This window comes from Nocardia sp. NPDC003963 (assembly GCF_053605105.1).
Map to the genome: position 1 here is coordinate 134,004 of NZ_JBSGIP010000003.1, position 16,751 is coordinate 150,754.

At 66.6% G+C, this 16,751-nt stretch carries 14 protein-coding genes; 10 read left to right on the forward strand and 4 right to left on the reverse strand.

Features of this window, described 5'->3' with window-relative positions; translation table 11 throughout:
- Positions 1-388: 388 nt before the first annotated feature.
- Positions 389-1,522 (reverse strand): LuxR C-terminal-related transcriptional regulator, encoded by a 1,134-nt coding sequence (locus ACWEWT_RS11300; protein ID WP_452558213.1) that lies wholly within the window; start codon positions 1,520-1,522, stop codon positions 389-391.
- Between the two features lie 1,008 nt (positions 1,523-2,530).
- On the opposite strand from ACWEWT_RS11300, the gene ACWEWT_RS11305 reads away from it, so the two are divergent.
- From ACWEWT_RS11305 to ACWEWT_RS11330, 6 genes are all read left to right on the forward strand, one after another.
- Complete coding sequence (locus ACWEWT_RS11305) at positions 2,531-2,977, forward strand: Rrf2 family transcriptional regulator (RefSeq protein ID WP_452558214.1); 447 nt, start codon at positions 2,531-2,533, stop codon at positions 2,975-2,977.
- Between the two features lie 87 nt (positions 2,978-3,064).
- A complete protein-coding gene (locus ACWEWT_RS11310; RefSeq protein ID WP_452558215.1) occupies positions 3,065-4,522 on the forward strand; it encodes an MFS transporter in 1,458 nt (485 codons plus the stop codon).
- 22 nt (positions 4,523-4,544) lie between these two features.
- Entirely contained in the window at positions 4,545-5,387 is an 843-nt protein-coding gene (locus ACWEWT_RS11315; protein ID WP_452558216.1) for an SDR family NAD(P)-dependent oxidoreductase, read from the forward strand.
- Between the two features lie 356 nt (positions 5,388-5,743).
- Complete coding sequence (locus tag ACWEWT_RS11320) at positions 5,744-6,256, forward strand: nuclear transport factor 2 family protein (RefSeq protein ID WP_452558217.1); 513 nt, start codon at positions 5,744-5,746, stop codon at positions 6,254-6,256.
- Between the two features lie 530 nt (positions 6,257-6,786).
- A complete protein-coding gene (locus ACWEWT_RS11325; protein ID WP_452558218.1) occupies positions 6,787-7,929 on the forward strand; it encodes a helix-turn-helix transcriptional regulator in 1,143 nt (380 codons plus the stop codon).
- A gap of 4 nt (positions 7,930-7,933) precedes the next feature.
- Complete coding sequence (locus tag ACWEWT_RS11330) at positions 7,934-9,202, forward strand: MFS transporter (protein ID WP_452558219.1); 1,269 nt, start codon at positions 7,934-7,936, stop codon at positions 9,200-9,202.
- Between the two features lie 8 nt (positions 9,203-9,210).
- Here ACWEWT_RS11330 and ACWEWT_RS11335 read toward each other — a convergent pair whose 3' ends face one another.
- From ACWEWT_RS11335 to ACWEWT_RS11345, 3 genes are all read right to left on the reverse strand, one after another.
- Complete coding sequence (locus ACWEWT_RS11335) at positions 9,211-9,999, reverse strand: SDR family oxidoreductase (protein ID WP_452558220.1); 789 nt, start codon at positions 9,997-9,999, stop codon at positions 9,211-9,213.
- Positions 10,000-10,910: 911 nt separating this feature from the next.
- Entirely contained in the window at positions 10,911-11,195 is a 285-nt protein-coding gene (locus tag ACWEWT_RS11340; protein ID WP_452558221.1) for a hypothetical protein, read from the reverse strand.
- A gap of 58 nt (positions 11,196-11,253) precedes the next feature.
- Positions 11,254-11,856, reverse strand: a complete 603-nt coding sequence (locus ACWEWT_RS11345) for a hypothetical protein (RefSeq protein WP_452558222.1) — start codon at positions 11,854-11,856, stop codon at positions 11,254-11,256.
- A gap of 331 nt (positions 11,857-12,187) precedes the next feature.
- On the opposite strand from ACWEWT_RS11345, the gene ACWEWT_RS11350 reads away from it, so the two are divergent.
- The 4 genes from ACWEWT_RS11350 (at position 12,188) to ACWEWT_RS11365 (ending at position 16,750) form a co-directional block, all read left to right on the forward strand.
- Positions 12,188-12,607, forward strand: a complete 420-nt coding sequence (locus ACWEWT_RS11350; RefSeq protein ID WP_452558223.1) for a hypothetical protein — start codon at positions 12,188-12,190, stop codon at positions 12,605-12,607.
- A gap of 307 nt (positions 12,608-12,914) precedes the next feature.
- Positions 12,915-14,510 carry an AMP-dependent synthetase/ligase gene (locus tag ACWEWT_RS11355; protein WP_452558224.1) on the forward strand — a complete coding sequence of 532 codons (1,596 nt, stop codon included), beginning with the start codon at positions 12,915-12,917 and terminating at the stop codon, positions 14,508-14,510.
- A 54-nt stretch (positions 14,511-14,564) separates the two neighbouring features.
- Entirely contained in the window at positions 14,565-15,878 is a 1,314-nt protein-coding gene (locus ACWEWT_RS11360) for a hypothetical protein (RefSeq protein WP_452558225.1), read from the forward strand.
- On the forward strand, positions 15,875-16,750 hold the full coding sequence (locus ACWEWT_RS11365; RefSeq protein ID WP_452558226.1) for an ABC transporter permease: 876 nt from the start codon (positions 15,875-15,877) through the stop codon (positions 16,748-16,750). The genes ACWEWT_RS11360 and ACWEWT_RS11365 overlap by 4 nt, the downstream gene beginning before the upstream one ends.
- Position 16,751: the final 1 nt, after the last annotated feature.

Below are 16,751 nucleotides of genomic sequence, written 5' to 3' on the forward strand. Positions count from 1 at the left end.
ATCGAGGCAATTCCGACGTGAAGTTCACGATTTTGTGCGCTGCCGGGCATGTCTATTCCTCTCACCGAAGAATGGCTGGTGAATTCCGAATGGACTGAATGAGAGATTCTGAAGAGACTCCGCGACAACGCTGTTCGCCGGTCGACTTCCAACCTCGCACGAGAATCGGCGGTTGTTCAACAGCAGCGGCGCGACTCTACGGTCGGCCCGTAGAGTTTCCCGTGGGATCCCAGCGGAGACCACGTACTCGCCGACGGCGGACCACAGGGTGGCCGATCGGCCGAGTCCGCCCGAGCGTCCCCCACCATGGCCGGCCGACGCGGAGCGAACCGCTCGACCGCATACGCGAGTGCACGAAACCGGACCGGCCCGTCGACTTTCCGGTAACTCAGAGCTCGGTCACGCCCAGCGCGCCGGCCAGCTCTCGTCTGCCCGAGATACCGAGTTTGCGGTACACACCCGATAGGTGGAACTCGACGGTTCGCACGGTGACGAACAACTCTTCGGCGATCCGGCGATTGCTGTGGCCGGCCCGGGCCAGCCGGGCGACCTTGTCCTCCTGCCGGGTCAGTGTGCCGGTGGTGTCCGGCGCGGCCATCCGCGCCAGGCCGGACTCGATCCGCTGGGACCAGTACCGGTTGCGAATCGTCCGTGCCACCGCACCCGCGCGCTGCAGCATTCGCCGGCTCTCGAGGTATTCGTCGCGCTCGGCATACCGGGCCGACAGCGCGTAGAGCGCTTCGAGCAGGTCGTCCTTCGCACCCGCCAACTCCAGCAGTTCCACCGCGTCGGCCAGTCTCGTCGGGCTGTCCCGGCGAACGACAGCCGTCGCGTGCAGAGCCGTACCGATCGCGCGCAGCGAACCCCACCGCCGGGCGGCCAGCAGCTCGTCTTCGGCCAGTGCGACCGCCAGATCGACGTGCCCGGCACGTACCGCACCGTGCGCGGCGCGCGACCGCCAGGGGATCACCGCCGGGCTGAACACCTTCTTCTCGGTGAGCACGCGGCCACAGGCCACGAAGTCGTCGACGCTCTGCTGGAACCTGCCGACGGCCAGATACAGGGTTCCGCGCGCCGCCAGCACGTGTGGCAGGTCCGGGCAATCCGCCGTCAACCGGCCCGTCAGGCCGTAGTCGGCCAGGATTCTCTCGGCACGGACGAAGTCACCGCTGAGCACCAGCGCTTCCACCGAGCAGGCGACCACCAGATGGGTGGGCAGTCGGGAAGGCTTCTCCGCGAGGAGTTGACCGAGCAGCCGGGCCGACCGGGCACTGTCGCCGGTCAGCATTGCCGTACGGGCCTGCAGGTACGCCAGCCGCTGCCGATGGCGAGGTGACTGCGCCCACCGCGGCGAGAACTCCAACTGCGCACAGTGCGCGGCGGCCACCTCGATATCGCCCGCGTAGATCAGGGCCAGTATCGCCAGCCACACGGCGTCACGATCCACCGCCGGATCACGGTCGGTCAGAATGCGCCGGGCACAGCACGAGACCGATGTACGATCCACTCCGAGATTGGCCATCTCGATCATTCGAACCGCCGGGCACACCTGCCCGGAACGCCCTCGCACCTCGTGACGATCACCGGTGATGCCGGGGAAGTAGATCCGCTCCCCGCGCCCCGGCCTGTCGATCGGTGATCCCGGCCGGCTGCCGGAATCCGATTCGGGATCGGCCACACTCCCTCGCACAGCACCATCGTCGAGCTGCGTCGAATCCGCGACGGCGCGAGAGGAACCCGGGTGACTCCCCCGGAACTCACGCACGGACACGCTGGACGACTTCCGATTCCGCAAATCCATCTGATTCCCCCACAGACAACAAGAATCGCAATGCCGAGGCATCCGATAAGAGCTTTCGGCCGATTCAGAAATGACGAAACGCAGTTTCCGAACATTGTTTCGCCGATATGAACCGATCGCGACGGGCCGATTTCGGCACGGGCCCGAACGACGGTCCCGGAACTGCCGCAGCAGGAACGCATTTCGACCCCATTCGTGGGAATGTCGCTGTCGGCGCGGACCCGATAGCCGCTCGAACGGTCACCACTCCGCCGCCCGCCGCGAGCGGGATATGGTGCCCGACAACCACAAACCGCTTCAATTGGAAGAGAGTCCGAGCCGAAGGTCAAGTGAGGAGCAGCGATGCGGAGTTGCCGATCGGTCGCCGCCACATCCTTCCCCCGGAATGGCGAGCAAGCCCATGATCCGGGCCGCACTGCGCGTCCCGGGGAGGCCGGTTCGACAGGACCTTGTTGCCACGAAGATGCCTCGGCAGGACGAGGCCTCTGTGATTGCCGACACAGCCGATTGCATCGACCGGCGGGCGCCTGTCGACAACGCCCACCGGTCCGCGATCCGCTCACAGATCGACCTGTGCCGGGGCCGAGAGATCGGCCGGTTACGGAGCTCGTCGCGAAACACGGCGGACGACAGCGAACCCGGCGCTCGTCGCCGGCGTTGACGTCCACCTTCAACTGATACTATCCTGGTTGCAGTTCGACGACAGAATCGACCGATCGAGGAGGCGGAGTGGGGCTCAGCAGCAGGAGCGCGGTCGCGACGCACGCGCTGACGATGCTGGCACGCTGGGACAATCGCACACTCACCTCCGCGGAGATCGCCGAGAGTCTCGCGAGCAATCCGGTGCTGGTGCGGCGCATCCTCGGCAGCCTGCGCGAAGCCGGCCTCGTCGAATCCACCGAGGGGCGCGGCGGCGGCTGGATCCTCGCTCGCGCCGCGCATACGATCACCCTCTGCGACGCGTTCGCCGCGGTCGAGCCCAGGCCGATCCTGTCGGGACACGCCCATCCGGCCAACGACGCCTGCGAGGTGGGCCGCCATATGCAGGCACTCCTCGAGAAGGAGTTCCAGGACGCGGAGGTGGCCATGGAGAAACAGCTCGGCCGCACGACAATCGCACACCTGGTCCGGCAAGTGCTGGCCAAAGAGCATGAACTCGCAACACAACAGCACTGATCGAACCGTGGCGGAGGGCACCCTCCGCCTTTTTCATACCTTAACTGCAACCATATTGGTATCAGTCAAGATGGGGAGGAAACATTGATGACGGCAACGTCGACCACCTCTGTTCGCAGTACTTCGTCGATACCGTTGCTGGCGGTACTGATGACAGCGATGCTCGCGACGGTTATCGCAGCCGACATGGTCAATCTCGTACTGCCCTCGATGGGAGAACAATTCGGGGCCTCCGAGGCCCAATCGGCCTGGGTCGTCACCGGGTACCTGCTGGTGTTCTCGATCGGTATTCCGTTCTACGGCCGCATCTCCGACCGGGTGAGTCTGCGGCGGCTCTTCTGCTTCGCCCTGCTGACCTACGCCGCCGGCAGTCTGATCTGCGCACTCGCCCCGGACCTGGCGGTTCTGGTGATCGGCCGGATCGTGATGGGCGGCGGCGCCGCCGCACTACCCGTGCTGTCGATCATCGCGGTCACGAGGTTGATGCCGGAATCCCAGCGCGGAATGGGTATCGGCGTCGTTTCCGCCGCCTCGGGCATCGGCACGGCGGCCGGCCCGGCCATCGGCGGCGGAATCGGCCAGTGGCTCGGGTGGCCCGCGCTGTTCTGGCTCATGTTCGTCCTCGCGCTGCTTCTCTTTCCCGCGGCGTGGCGGATGCTGCCCGGTGACGCACCGTCGGGCGCGGACCGTTTCGATATCATCGGCGGTGTCCTGCTGGGCGTCGGCGCGGGCCTTGCCCTGTTCGGCATGACCCAGGCACAGGCCGCCGGAATCGGCGCGCCCACCACCTGGGGCAGTCTCGTCGTCGCCGTCGTGGCGCTGGGGCTGTTCGCGCGGCGCACGATGAAAGTGGCACATCCGTTCGTCCCGCCCGCACTCTTCGCCAACCGGACCTACCGGTCCGCGGTCGTCGTCGCGTTCTTGGCCATGGTGGTCAATCTGGGCGGTCTGGTATTCGTGCCACTCCTGGTCATCGACGTCAACGATCTCGATCCGGGTCAGGGGGCTCTCGTCATGATCCCCGCCGGGATAGCTGTCGCGGCGTTCTCACCGCTGATCGGCCGGCTCACCGATCGCGTCGGCACCGGCGCGCTGGCACTGACCGGCCTGGCGGTGATGGGCCTGTCCGCACTGTTCCTGTCCATATCCGCCGGATCGACATCCGTGATCCCGGCCGGCGCGGGGGCGCTCGGACTGTGCGTCGGTTTCGTACTCGTCATCACCCCCCTCATCAACGCTTCCGCGGGCGTACTGCCGCCCGACCAGGTCGGCGTCGGCCTGGGCATCCTCCAGGGAGCCCAATTCCTCGGAGCCGGCGCGGGCCCGGCCTTGTTCGGCGTGCTGCTCACCGCACGTCAGCACAGCGACAGTGCCGCCCTCGGCCCCCTGCACTTCAGCGATCGAGGCGCGGCGTTCTCCGACACCTTCCTGGCCATGGTCCTGATCATCATCCCGGCGGCGATCGTGGCGTATCGGATGCATTCCGCGACGACCCGAGCCGGCGCGCCCACAACACCTTCGCAGAACACCGTGCAACAGCCGTGAACTGCGGGCAGAGGAGGACAGCTTGAGGACAATCGTTGTCACAGGCGGAACCACGGGCATCGGTCGAGAACTGGCATCGACCTACCTCGGCCGGGGCGACCGCGTGATCATCATCGGCCGCGACGCCGCGAAGGGCCGCGGCTTTCTCGAGGAAGCGGACCGGACGGGTTCGGGAGCGAATGCGTTCTTCATCCAGGCGGACCTCGGCCTCGTCTCGGAGAACCTGCGAGTCGTCGAAGAGATCAGGGATCGGTTCCCGGTTCTGGACGCACTCGTGCTCTGCGCGAGATTCTTCCGCAGTTACCGACGAGTGACCCCCGAAGGTTTCGAGCACAATTTCGCGCTGTACTACCTCAGTCGCTATCTGCTCGGCTACGGCCTGGTCGGTCAGCTGGAGAAATCCGATCGTTCGATCATCGTGAATATCGCCGGCCCCGGCGTCACACCGGGCAGCGTCCGATGGAACGACCTGGAGATGGAGCAGGGGTACGACGGCTGGTCGGCCATGTTCCACGGCGGCAAATTGAACGATCTTCTCGGGGTCTCGTTCGCCGCCGCCCATCGTGGGTACAGAACTCGCTATGCCCTCGTGTTTCCCGGTAACACCAGGACCGGCTTCGTGGGCGAGTTCGACCCGGCCACGGCGATCCGGGCCGAGAGCATGCGGAAAGAAGGACAACCGGTCGCGGTCGCGGTCGCCCCGTTGATCGAGATCATCGACAGCCCACCGGAGCAGCCGCTCAGCGCTTATGTGGAAGGTCGCTCGCTGGCCCTCGAACATCCGTCGTTCGACCCGGATGACGCGGCACGACTCGATTCGCTGACGAACGAGTTGCTACACCGTAGGGGAATCCGGCCGATGTGAAACCCGGGTCGGCGCCTATCAGCGGGTTACCCACTTCCGCGGAGTGTTGCCGACCGCTGTCCTATGACGGATACCGCAGCCGAGATCCGGGTGACGGCGGGCCACATTACATATGTGGCCCGCCGTCGCCGCGAAATAGTTCCGATCACAGAAATATCACGAGATTCGCCGCCCGGAGCCTCGGGGCGAACTCTCGGTACTTCGTTCTCCTCGTCGATCATCTACCCACCCACAATATTGCGCGGTAAACCTTCGGTCCGACCGTAGGTTTCGGCGGACCATCTTGCGCCATCGAGGTTCCCGGCGGAATGATCTTCTCAAACCCACTGTGGGACAACAGGAAAGGTGGTACGGGGATGACCGCAGGGCCGGTACACCGGGACAGCGTCGCCGAATTGACCGAACGCCTCCGGCACATCGAACACATCCAGCAGATCACCGCTCTGCGGACTTCGTTCCACCACTGTCTCAACGATCAGGACTGGCCGGGGCTGGCCGGATCGTTCACCGAGGACGGCATTCTCGACTACGGCGAGTTCGGGCGTGCGGTGGGCAGACAGCCGATCATCGACTACTACTCGATATTGCTCGACAAGATCGTCGAGTTCATGCCGGGCGCCTCCCGCGCGGTGCTCAAGAATCTGCACTCGGCACATCGGATCCGCCTGGACGAGAATTCGGATACGGCCACCGGTTCGTGCTACTTCCAGGAGATGATCCGATTCGACGACGCCAGTTTCATCCATCTCAGCGTCGGCCGGTTCTCGGACAGATATACCCTGCGGGACGGCATATGGCTATTCGAATCGGTTGCCCTGGAACACTACTGGGTCGTACCGAACAACGAAGGCTGGACCTGGCCGTGGTGAAGCCGGCAGTAGACGGAATCACACAGCGAACCCGAAACACGGCCGGCGGAACGCTACGTATTCTCCGCAACACTCGGCGCAAACCGTAGAAGATACTCTCGCGAAAATCGAATAGAAGCCCTGACTCTGCGAAATCCCCTACTCGGCCGAGGTTCCGGCCCCCCGGGGGAGAACAAATCCGGGCAGTCGGCATCGCCGCCGTCGCCTCTCATGATTCATAAGGGGAGACTCATGACCGATTGTCGGTACCGGGAAGACGGAGATGTTCTCGGCAGTCCTTTGCGCCGTTGCCCGGCTTCGAGATCTCACGGTGCCATGCCGTGATGAACGAGATATCGAGACGCCAGGAGCTACCGGCCACCATATCGGCGAGCACACCGAACAGCGGAGACCGATCGCCGGGCGGTCAGTGGTGTGAGATCGCGGACTTACCTCTATCCGGCTCCGCCCGATACCTTCCCGGTATCGGCACCGCTGAAACGCACCGGCGATTCGGCGAAGCCGACCGCCGCTGCGGTAGCGCGCAGAGCATGCTGCTGTTGCACTGCGGCACCATGGGCCGGGAAGCCCTGATCCGGCGATCGGAAGCGGCGCTCGATACGCAGACCTGCCGCCGCGACCCGGGGTGCCTGTGGTTGTCCCTGCTGACACTGTTCTACGCCGACCGCGGTGCACAGGCCGCCGCGTTCTGCGATCGGCTTCTGGCCGCCGACCACGGCGACCTGCCCCGGCGCAGTACGGAGGCGATGATTCTCATCCGCGCCAGAATCCACTCGTTCAACGGCCGGCCCGCGCCCGCCGTCGACGCCGTACTGCCGATGCTGCGCGGTGGGATATCCCGCCCGCTGAGCGGCATCGCGGTGGCCTGGCTGCTCGAAGCACTTGTCCAGACCGGCGATCTCCGCGCCGCGCGACATCTTTCGCGCGAGCATATGGATTCGATCGACGCACTGCCCGACCGCGCCCATGTACTCGCCGCCCGCGCCGCGCTCCGCCGGGCCGAGAACGATCTCGAACGCAGCCTTGCCGATTACCTGGCCGCCGGCAAGATCCTCACCGCACTGGGCGTGGCGAATCCGGCAGTGGTGCCGTGGCGATCGCGGGCCGCGCTGGTGGCGACCACACTCGGCCGCCACGATCTGGCCAACGTACTCGCGGACGACGAACTCGCCCTGGCCCGGCGCTGGGGCTCGCCCTGCGCAGTCGGCCGCGCACTGCGCGCGGTCGGCGTGAGCCGTCAGGACGACGAATCCACCCACGCACTGGAACGCGCCGTGGAGCTGCTCGACCTGACGAACGCACGCTACGAATTGATGGGCGCGCTGTGCGATCTGGGAAAGCTGTGCGCGACCACCGGCGATATCGTGCGCGCCCGCAGTTCGGTGGCGGCCGCCACCGAACTGGCCCGCGCCACCGGCAGCGCGCAGGTGATGCGATGGGCGGACTCGGTACTCGGCGATCTGGACAATCGCACTCGTGAGGCGCGGCTGACGAAGCAGGAGCGCAAGATAGCCGATATGGCCCTGCGCGGCTACAGCAACAAATCGATCGCCGAGACGATGTTCCTGACCGTCCGCACGGTCGAGTTCCACCTGTCGAATGTGTATCGCAAACTGGGCGTTTCCGGGCGACGGCAGCTGCCCCGCGTATTGAGCCTGCGAGAATGCGCGTGATCCTGTGATCGAGATATTCGACCGCGGCGCGGCGGTCTCCGCCGTGCGGCGAATGCTGCGGAGGCCCGGTGCGCGCTTCGCCGTGCTCGCGATCCGGAACTTCCGGCTGTTCGTCGCGGGCCAGGTGCTGTCTGTCACCGGCACCTGGACGATGGTCGCCGCGCAGGACTGGCTGGTCCTGGAGTGGACCGCGAACTCGGCCTTCGCGCTGGCGATCATCACTGTCTGCCAGTTCTCCCCGGCCCTGCTGATCCCGCTCGGCGCCGGAGCCTTGGCGGACCGGTATCCCAAGCGGACACTGCTGATCTTCGTGAACAGCTGTTCGGCGGTGCTGACCGCCGTACAGGCGACGTTCGTTCTGTCGGGCCACGCCGAGGTGTGGCACCTGTGGCTGTTCGCTCTCGGTGCGGGCATGCTCAGCGCGATCGAAGCGCCCACCCGCATGGCGTTCGTCGGTGAACTCGTCGGGGACCGGGCTTTTCGTGACGCCTCTTCGCTGAGCGCCATGTACTTCAGCGTCGCGCAGCTGCTCGGTCCCGCATCGGCCGGTGTGCTGATCGTCGTGACCGGCCCCGGCACGGCCATGGCGATCAATGCCGTGAGCTACCTGGCGGCAGTGACCGGGCTGCTCCTGATGCGACCGGCGGAGATGCCGGCACGTCGATCGCGCCGCGACCGGCTCGACATCTCCCGTGGTCTGCGGCGTATCGCGGCCGATCCGCAACTGACCGCGGCGGTCGCGCTGCTCGCGGCGGTCGGCTTCTTCGCGCTCAATCTGCGGGTCACCGCACCGCTGCTGGCCAAGACCGAGTTCAGTGTCTCACCCACCGCGTTCGGCGTCGTGACCTCGGCGCTGGCCGGCGGTTCGCTGCTCGCGGCACTGCTCGTCGGCGGCCGGGACACCCCGACGCTGCGGACCGCTACGCTGTTCGCCGCGACACTCGGTCTCGGCCAGGCCACGCTGGGCAGCGCGCCGAACCTGACGCTCCTCCTCGTAGTGCTCGTCGGCTGCGGCGTCGCGATGACGGCCTTCCTCCAGTCGACCAATCACCATCTCCAGCTGAGCAGCAGCCCCGAGGACCGTACCCACGTCATTGCCGTGTACACCACGATCGTGCAGGGCGCGACACCGTTGGCCGTACTCGGTATCGCCTATCTCGCCGACCGTGCCGGTGTACGAACAGTGCTGTGGACCGGCGGCGGCGCGACCTGCTGCGCCGCCGTAGCGGTGTATCTCGTGGGCCGCCGGACGGCGGCGCGCGCACCGGTATGAGAGCCGATTCATTCGAAGAAGGTCCGAGTCGGGTGCAATTGCTGGTCGAGGAGTTCGTAGCCCGCGTCGACCCGGATCAGTTGCCCGACCGCGGCACCGAACCCCTCGTCGGTGGCGACGGCGGCGACCACTTTGGCGGCATCGGCGGGTGTGACGAGGCGGCCGAGCACCGAACGCTGCTCGGTGTAGGCGCGAAGGGAATCATTGAGCACCGCGGCGGTCGCGTCGGTGCGAACCGTCGCGAACGCGATGGTATTGACCACCACCCCGTGCTCGGCGGCGGTCGCCGCCACATGACGGCCGAAGGTGTTCAGCGCGGCCTTGGCCGTGGAGTGGGCGGCCACGCTACCTGCCCAGTCCGCCGCCGTGCTGGATATGTAGACGATCCGGCCGGCCCGCCGCATCTGCATAGCGGGCAGTACGTTCTGCGTCAGGAAGAAGGCGCCCGCCAGTTCACCGTCGACCTTGGCGATGAATGCCTCCCACGACAGCGACAGCAGCGGCTGGAACGGCGGATCGACGGTATTCGCGTTGCACACCAGCAGATCGATGTTCGCGTGATCGGTGTACGCGCGGCGCACGAGGTCCGCGACCTGCCGCGCGTCACACACATCCGCCTGCCGGATCTCGGCCGAGCCGCCCTCGTTCTCGATATCGGCGGCCACCTCCCGTGCGGCGTCGGTGTTCTGCCGGAAATTCACGATGACGTGGTATCCCCGACGTCCGAGTTCACGGGCTGTCGCCGCGCCGATGCCTCGTCCGGCCCCGCTGATCAATGCCACCGGCTTCTCGGCCATGTTCCCTCCGCGATTCGTTCAATAGCGTTGTTTTACAATGCATTTCACGCTACGGAAGCCTCCCCCGAATTGTCCCTGTGGCCGGACCACAGATTCTTTCGGCGTAACACCGGTCGCTCGTCCGCAGCCACGACGGGCCGCGCGGGTACCGGCCGGCAGCACCGCGTCGACGCTGCCGCCGAGTATTTCCGATCGGCGATCGATACCGCGTATCCGTGCCGCGGCCTCCGAGCGGATTCACGTCGGACCTGCGCCGCACGGGAGATGTCGGTCGCCGAATTCGATGCCGGCCCTCTGCCGAGGGCTCGGGCGGCAGTGGTCGTGGGCAATCCATTCGTCGACGAAAGCCGTGCGGGGAACTTTTCGTCGAATTTGCGTCCTGTCGGGATATGAACGAATCGGCCCCGGAACCCCGTTGCGGCACCGTGCTTGCCGTAGACCCGAGCCGCTCGTTCCCCGGTTCATGAACCGGACGTGACAACCGCGGACCGGCGCCGCCCTTTCCGGGCCGGGGTCGAACCGCCGATATCGAAGCGCTCGGCCGTCTTCGGCTACCGCACGCTCATCGCTTGCCGCGCCGATCGGAAGCGGATTCGGCTCGCGAATGACGAGTCGAATCCGCGAGGCTCACCAGCCGGAGCCCGAACCGCCCGATCCGGTGTTGGCAAGGATGGTGCCGATTACCATCTGCAAGATCCCGGCGACAGAGCCCAGAAATTCCACGATATTCCTCCGACTTCTCGGCGCCGACTGTCCGGCGTAGCAGAAACCTAACCGGAGAAGATGCGAAATGTTGCCGTTTCATCAAAATGGCCGGTCGCCGGCTACTACTCGGACACCCCGTCGCAATGCGCCGGCCCGCACGCCACCGGCCACGGCCCGGACTCGACCGTGCAGGTTCCGTCGACGGATCAGCCGACCCCATTTGCCGCCGCGTAGACCAGCAGCGTCATCAGCAACGCGACAGCGCCCAGTACGCCACCGATGAGCGCGTCGGCCCGATTGGTAGCGATACCGCGGTCCACCCGATCCCAGCCGATGAAACCCGCCACCATCGCGGCCAGCCCGGCCGGTGCGGTGAGAATCTCGCCGGCGAAGGGGATGAAGCAGAATGCGACCGCGAAGATACCGAGCAGCAAGGCCGCCGACCCGGCGCCGTTACGGGACGGCGGGGTGTCGTCCGGGGCCGGTGCCATAACGGCGAGCCCGGACCGGTTCCGAGGTCGCCACCGGACCGCCGGGGACCGGATCGATCTACCCGAACAGGGCCTGGCGTTGCCAGAACCGCTGCTCGACGTGCTCGAGATACGCGGCCGGATCTGCCACGGAAGTTGTCCTTTCGAGCTCTCCGTCGTCGGTGACGTAGTAGATCACGGTGGTGCGCTGTCCCCCGATCGCGGGTGAGCAGACGACCCAGCCGACACCGAATCGCTCGGCCACCAGCCTGCCGGAGGATTCCAGGCCGACGCCGGAATCGCCGACGAGTATGTCCTTACGCACCTGCGCCAGGGCCAGTGCCTGCGGCATCGGCCCGGGGGCACCTTCGGCTTCGTTCCCGGTTGCGACGGTCGGTGGAGATACCTTGTCGAATGCGCCGGTGCGCCCGCGCCCCACAGCGCGCTTTCCCGGCGCGGATACGTCCCTGCTTTCCGGTTCACCGACGGGGGAATCCACCTGTGACCACGGGGAGACCCGGCCGTGCATGATTCTCGGATCCTCCGTCGAAACACCGCTGCCGGAATCGGATTCCGGCTGCTCCTGTTTCCCGAAGGGATAGGAGACGACCGGCGTCTTCTGCAGCACCACGACCTGATGCTCGCGCGATGCGGACAGCCACGGCAGCGGTCCCTCACTCATGCCCGGAACGTCCCCCTTCCGGCAATACAGGCGGCAGAACTTTCGGCGGTAGCCTACAACCTCCGGCGGACGGCCACGCGCGATTGTGCCCACTACCGACAATGCGTCCGGCCCTCCGCGGCCGCGGAATCCCTCGCCACATGTTCGTCACCCAGCGCCTTCGACGCTGCCCGTATCCTCGCGCGGCAGATGGCCGCCACCGCTGGGAACCGGGATGTGCCCGGTGCGATATCGCGGCGATACCGTTGCCGGGCTCGCCCAGGCGAGGAGACCACAACACCTCGGGTACCGGTGGTGTGTGACATGCGGAACCGATCACCGGAACGAGGAAATGCTCGCCATAGAAATTCTCGCGTGGGGCTTGGTCGCGGGACTGGTCAACACCGTCGCCATGGCGGCCCTGTACGGAAACCCGTGGGTTGCGCGCATCCATGCCGAGCAGCGGGGAACCGGTGTCGGCGACCGGAACGGACGCTCGGGCGCACGGGGTCCCGCCGCTCATTTCCTGGGCGACCAGATCGAGGTGTACGCCATGACCATCGGCTACGCCTGGTTGTATCCGCTTCTTCCGTCGAGTGGCCCGGTGGGTGCGTTGGCCCTGGCCGCGCTCTTCACGGCGTTACGAATCAGCGCACCGGTGTGGGCACTGTGGATGCAGGGTACGTATTCGCGCCGCTATCTGACTGTCGAGATCACTGCCGGTCTGGTGAGCAGCCTCATCGTCACGTTCTCGCTCTATGTGCTCATGTAGCGCCGCTCGTCCCGCGCTACCCGTCACCACCACATCCGCCGAAATCGCCACCACCGAAGCCGCTGCCGCCGCTTCGGTAGCCGTCGGGGTCGACGCACGGATTCCCACAGACCGAAGCCGTCGGCGCCGGTCACTCGATGCCGTGGAGATCGAGCGCGCCGGGCTCGGTGTCGCGTAGCGGGCGGCCGGCACCCCCGGGAACCACAGTGTAAATCGCTCGTTACAAATGCTGCCCGCGATTGTCCGGCGCGAAATACAGACCTACCCTTCTACCACGTAGCAGATACAGTTTCTATCAGGTGGAAAAATGGTCAGTAGCATCCCCGCGTTGCTCGCCGCGCACATCCGGCCGGACAACAACGCTCCCGCCCAGCGTTTCACCTCGTCGGGACGTTGGGCGCAGCGCAGCTACGCCGATCTGTGGCATCTGATCGGGTCCACAGCCGCCGCCCTGCGGGCGCTCGGTGTCCGGCACGGCGACCGGATTGCGGTGCAGTTGCGGACCCGGGCCGACTGGTCGGTCATCGACCTGGCCGCGGCAACACTCGGCGCGCCCCTGGTGCCGGTCTATCCCACGAGCGCCCCCGCCCAGCTCCGCGATATCGTCGAACGGACCCGGCCCGTCCTGCTCATCGTGGACGCGGGGCACGATATCCCCGACCCGGCCCGCCCGGGCCCCGCCGTCGTGCGGGTCGGCGCCGAGGACGGCGACCTCGGTGAGCTGGTGTACGGCGGCGATATCGCCGACCGCCCGGCCCCCGCGGTCGAGCCGCACGATCTGTACTCCATCTCCTTCTCCTCGGGTTCGACCGGCAAGCCCAAGGGGTGCCTGCTCACCCACGGCAATTTCGCGGCGGTGGTCACCATGGCGATCGCCGCCGAAACTCATCCGGAACGGGGGCTCGCGCACCGCGCTGTCTCGTTCGTCTTCCTTCCCCTGGCACATGCCTCGGCCCGGTTACAGCAGTTGACCACCTTCGCCGCGGGCGGCGAACTCGTCTACGGCCACGGTGACACCGCCCGGATCCTCGCGCAGACCGCACAGACGAGACCGACCTACGTCCCGGGAATGCCGAGACTGTTCGAAAGCGCGCAGCTGCGGGCGAACCGTGACCCGCGGGTACTGCGCGCGATGTTCGGTGATCGGCTGGTGTACGCGCTCACCGGTGGCGCGCCGATCGCACCGGACCTACTCGCGGCCTACGCGGCCGCGGGTATCCCACTGGTCGAGGGATACGGATCCACCGAGACCGCGACCGCACTGACCATCGCCACCCCGCATGCGAACCGGCCGGGGACGGTCGGCCGCGCCCTGCCCGGGGTGGAACTGCGGATCGCCGCCGACGGCGAGATCCTGGCACGCGGCCCGAATGTATTCGCGGGTTATCTCGACGACCCGGAAGCGACTGCGGACGCACTGCGCGACGGCTGGTTCCACACCGGTGACCTCGGATATCTGGACTCCGACGGCTATCTCGCCGTGACCGGACGGAAGAAGAATCTCATCGTCACCTCCACGGGCAAGAACATCGCGCCCGAGTACGCCGAGAACATCTTCCGGCAGACCTGCCGCCTCGACGGTGTCGTCGTAGCGGGCGACAACCGGCCCTATCTCATCGCCCTCGTCCTCGCGGGCGAGCACACCGTCGACGACGACGAGCTCACCGCCGCCGCCCACCTGATCAATTCCGGGGTGTCACCACCGGAACGTATTCGCACGATCGCCGTGGTCGACCGGGCCCTGTCCCGAGCCGGCGGCGAACTCACCGACAGCGGGAAAACCGTCCGGCCGGCCGTCCTGGCGCATCTGCGCGGCGTCGTCGACGACGTCTACCGGGGCACCGCGCCCGACTCCGTCCGGGTGCTCGAGATCGTCCGGCGGCCGCTGCGCCACGCGAGCTGAGAGACGCGTCCCGCCGGCCGCCGGAAAAGCAGTACCGCCCAACAGAGGAGAACGATGAAGAAGCTCTTACGTGGTCGCCTCGGCGCGCTGGTCGCCGCCGCGGCCACGGTGTCGATGCTCACCGCATGTGCGTCCGGACTCGACGATTCCGGGAGCGGTGCCGCGGCGTTCGTCCCGCCCACCGTGACGGCCACCCCGGGCGAAACGATCCCGGAGGTCACGGTGAAAGCGGGGTTCTCCCCCTACGGTGACGAATTGCTCGGGATCGCCGGTGTCACCCGAGGCTATTTCGACCAGGTCGGCATCTCCATCGATCCGGCCCCGCACGGCGCGCAGACAGATCTGATCGGATCATTGACACCGCTGATCAACCAGCAGATCGAATTGGGCTCCGGGTATCTTTCCGCGATCCCGCCGCAGCTCGACAATGTGGACAATGTGGTGGGATTCGGGATCAGCGATGTGTTCTACGGCTACCGGATCCTCGCTCCGGCGGGTAAATACAAAACCCTCGACCAGGTCATGGAATCGGGCCGCTCCTACGAGGAGGCGGTAGCGATCGTGCTGGACCAGGTGAAGGGTCACGACGTCATCCTGCGCCAGGGCGTGGCCCCTACCTTCTACAACCTCATCACCGGTACTGCGGGCGGTTCGATGACCGACTGGAACGTGCAGTACCTCGGCAATCCCGATATCGTCCGGGCCGCCCAGTCCGGTCAGGCGGATTTCGTCTCGCCGACCGGAGCGGTCGAGATCGTCCGATTGCAGATGGACGGCTGGGAGCCGTTGATCGATCTGCGGCAGGTCATCGACAATATGCCTGCCGCGGATACGGTTTCGCTGCGGTCGACGTTCTCCGGATATCTGACGACGACCGGCTACGCGGAGCAGAACTGGGACACGCTGCTGCGCTTCACCAGTGTCGTGTACCGCTTGATCGACGATATGAAGGCGGATCCGGTGGGAACCGCGAAAGATTTCGTGGGCTACGTCAACAGCTACACCGGGTCCTCGCTCACCGCCGAAGAACTCGCCGCCACCTTCGACGGCCTGTACGCCCTGCGTGATTTCGAATCCGCCGCCGCCTTCTACGACGACGGGGACGACACGTTCAATTTCCAGAAGGTAGCGGGAGCGCAGATCGCCGAACTCGCCGCCCAGCAGGTGATCGGCGCGGACCACAGCGCCGACCAGCTCAGTATCGCCGGCCATATCTATCGAGCACTCGCCGACTACCGCGCGAAAGCCGATACCGCTCTGGCCGCCGCACCGGACAGCGAGTTGACGCGAGCGGCGCGAGCCCAGTACGACGCCCGCAACTATCTCGACGCCTATCGCCTGGCCGCGGCCGCGAACGACGCGTCATGACGACCACCTACCGGGCCACCGCGTCCCCCCTGGACGCCGCGAACGCATCCGGTTCCGGGGAGCGCCGGCCCCGGGACCGCGCCCGCCGCGGCCGGCGCCTGGGCAGCGCGCTCGGCTGGCGGGCGCTGGGGGTGATCGTATTCCTCACCGCCTGGCACCTGATCGCGCTGGGAGTCGACTCCCGGGCGATCCTGCCGGGACCACTGCGGGTGTGGATCGACTTCACGAGCAGTTTCGCCGACGATCCCGGGCTGCGCTACCTCGGCGTGCGATCACCGGGCGTGGCGATCAATCTCGTCTGGACGGTCGGCCTGGCCGTGGTGGCCTGGGCGGCCGGCAGCGTCCTCGGCGCCGCGACCGGATTGCTCAGCTCCCGGGTCCGCTGGATCCGCAATGCCTGCGAACCGTTGTTCTTCGTCTTCGGCGCTGTTCCGGCGCTGGTGCTGGCACCGTTCTTCCTGGTCTGGTTCGGGCAGGGGCATCTGAACAAAGTGCTGCTGGTCGGTTTCTACTGTTTCGTATCGGTCGGCCTGGTCGCGCAGTCCGCCGCGGCGGCGCTCCCGCCGTCGTCCGAGGAGTACGCGGCCACACAGGGTTTGAACGCGCGCGCCCGGTTCCTGCACGTTCTGGTGCCCGGCACGCTACCGGCGGTGCTGTCGGGACTGCGCATCGCCTTGGCCACCGCCATCGCGGTACAGGCGACAGTGGAACTGCTCGGCTCGCAGATCGGAATCGGCCGGTTGATCGCCCTCCGCGCCGGGCAGGGCGATGTATCCGGTGTGCTCGGACTATCGATCGCCCTGGGTGTCGTGGCGATAGCGCTGGACTTCCTATTGCGCCGGGGTATCCGGATCCTCACCCGCTGGCAGTGAC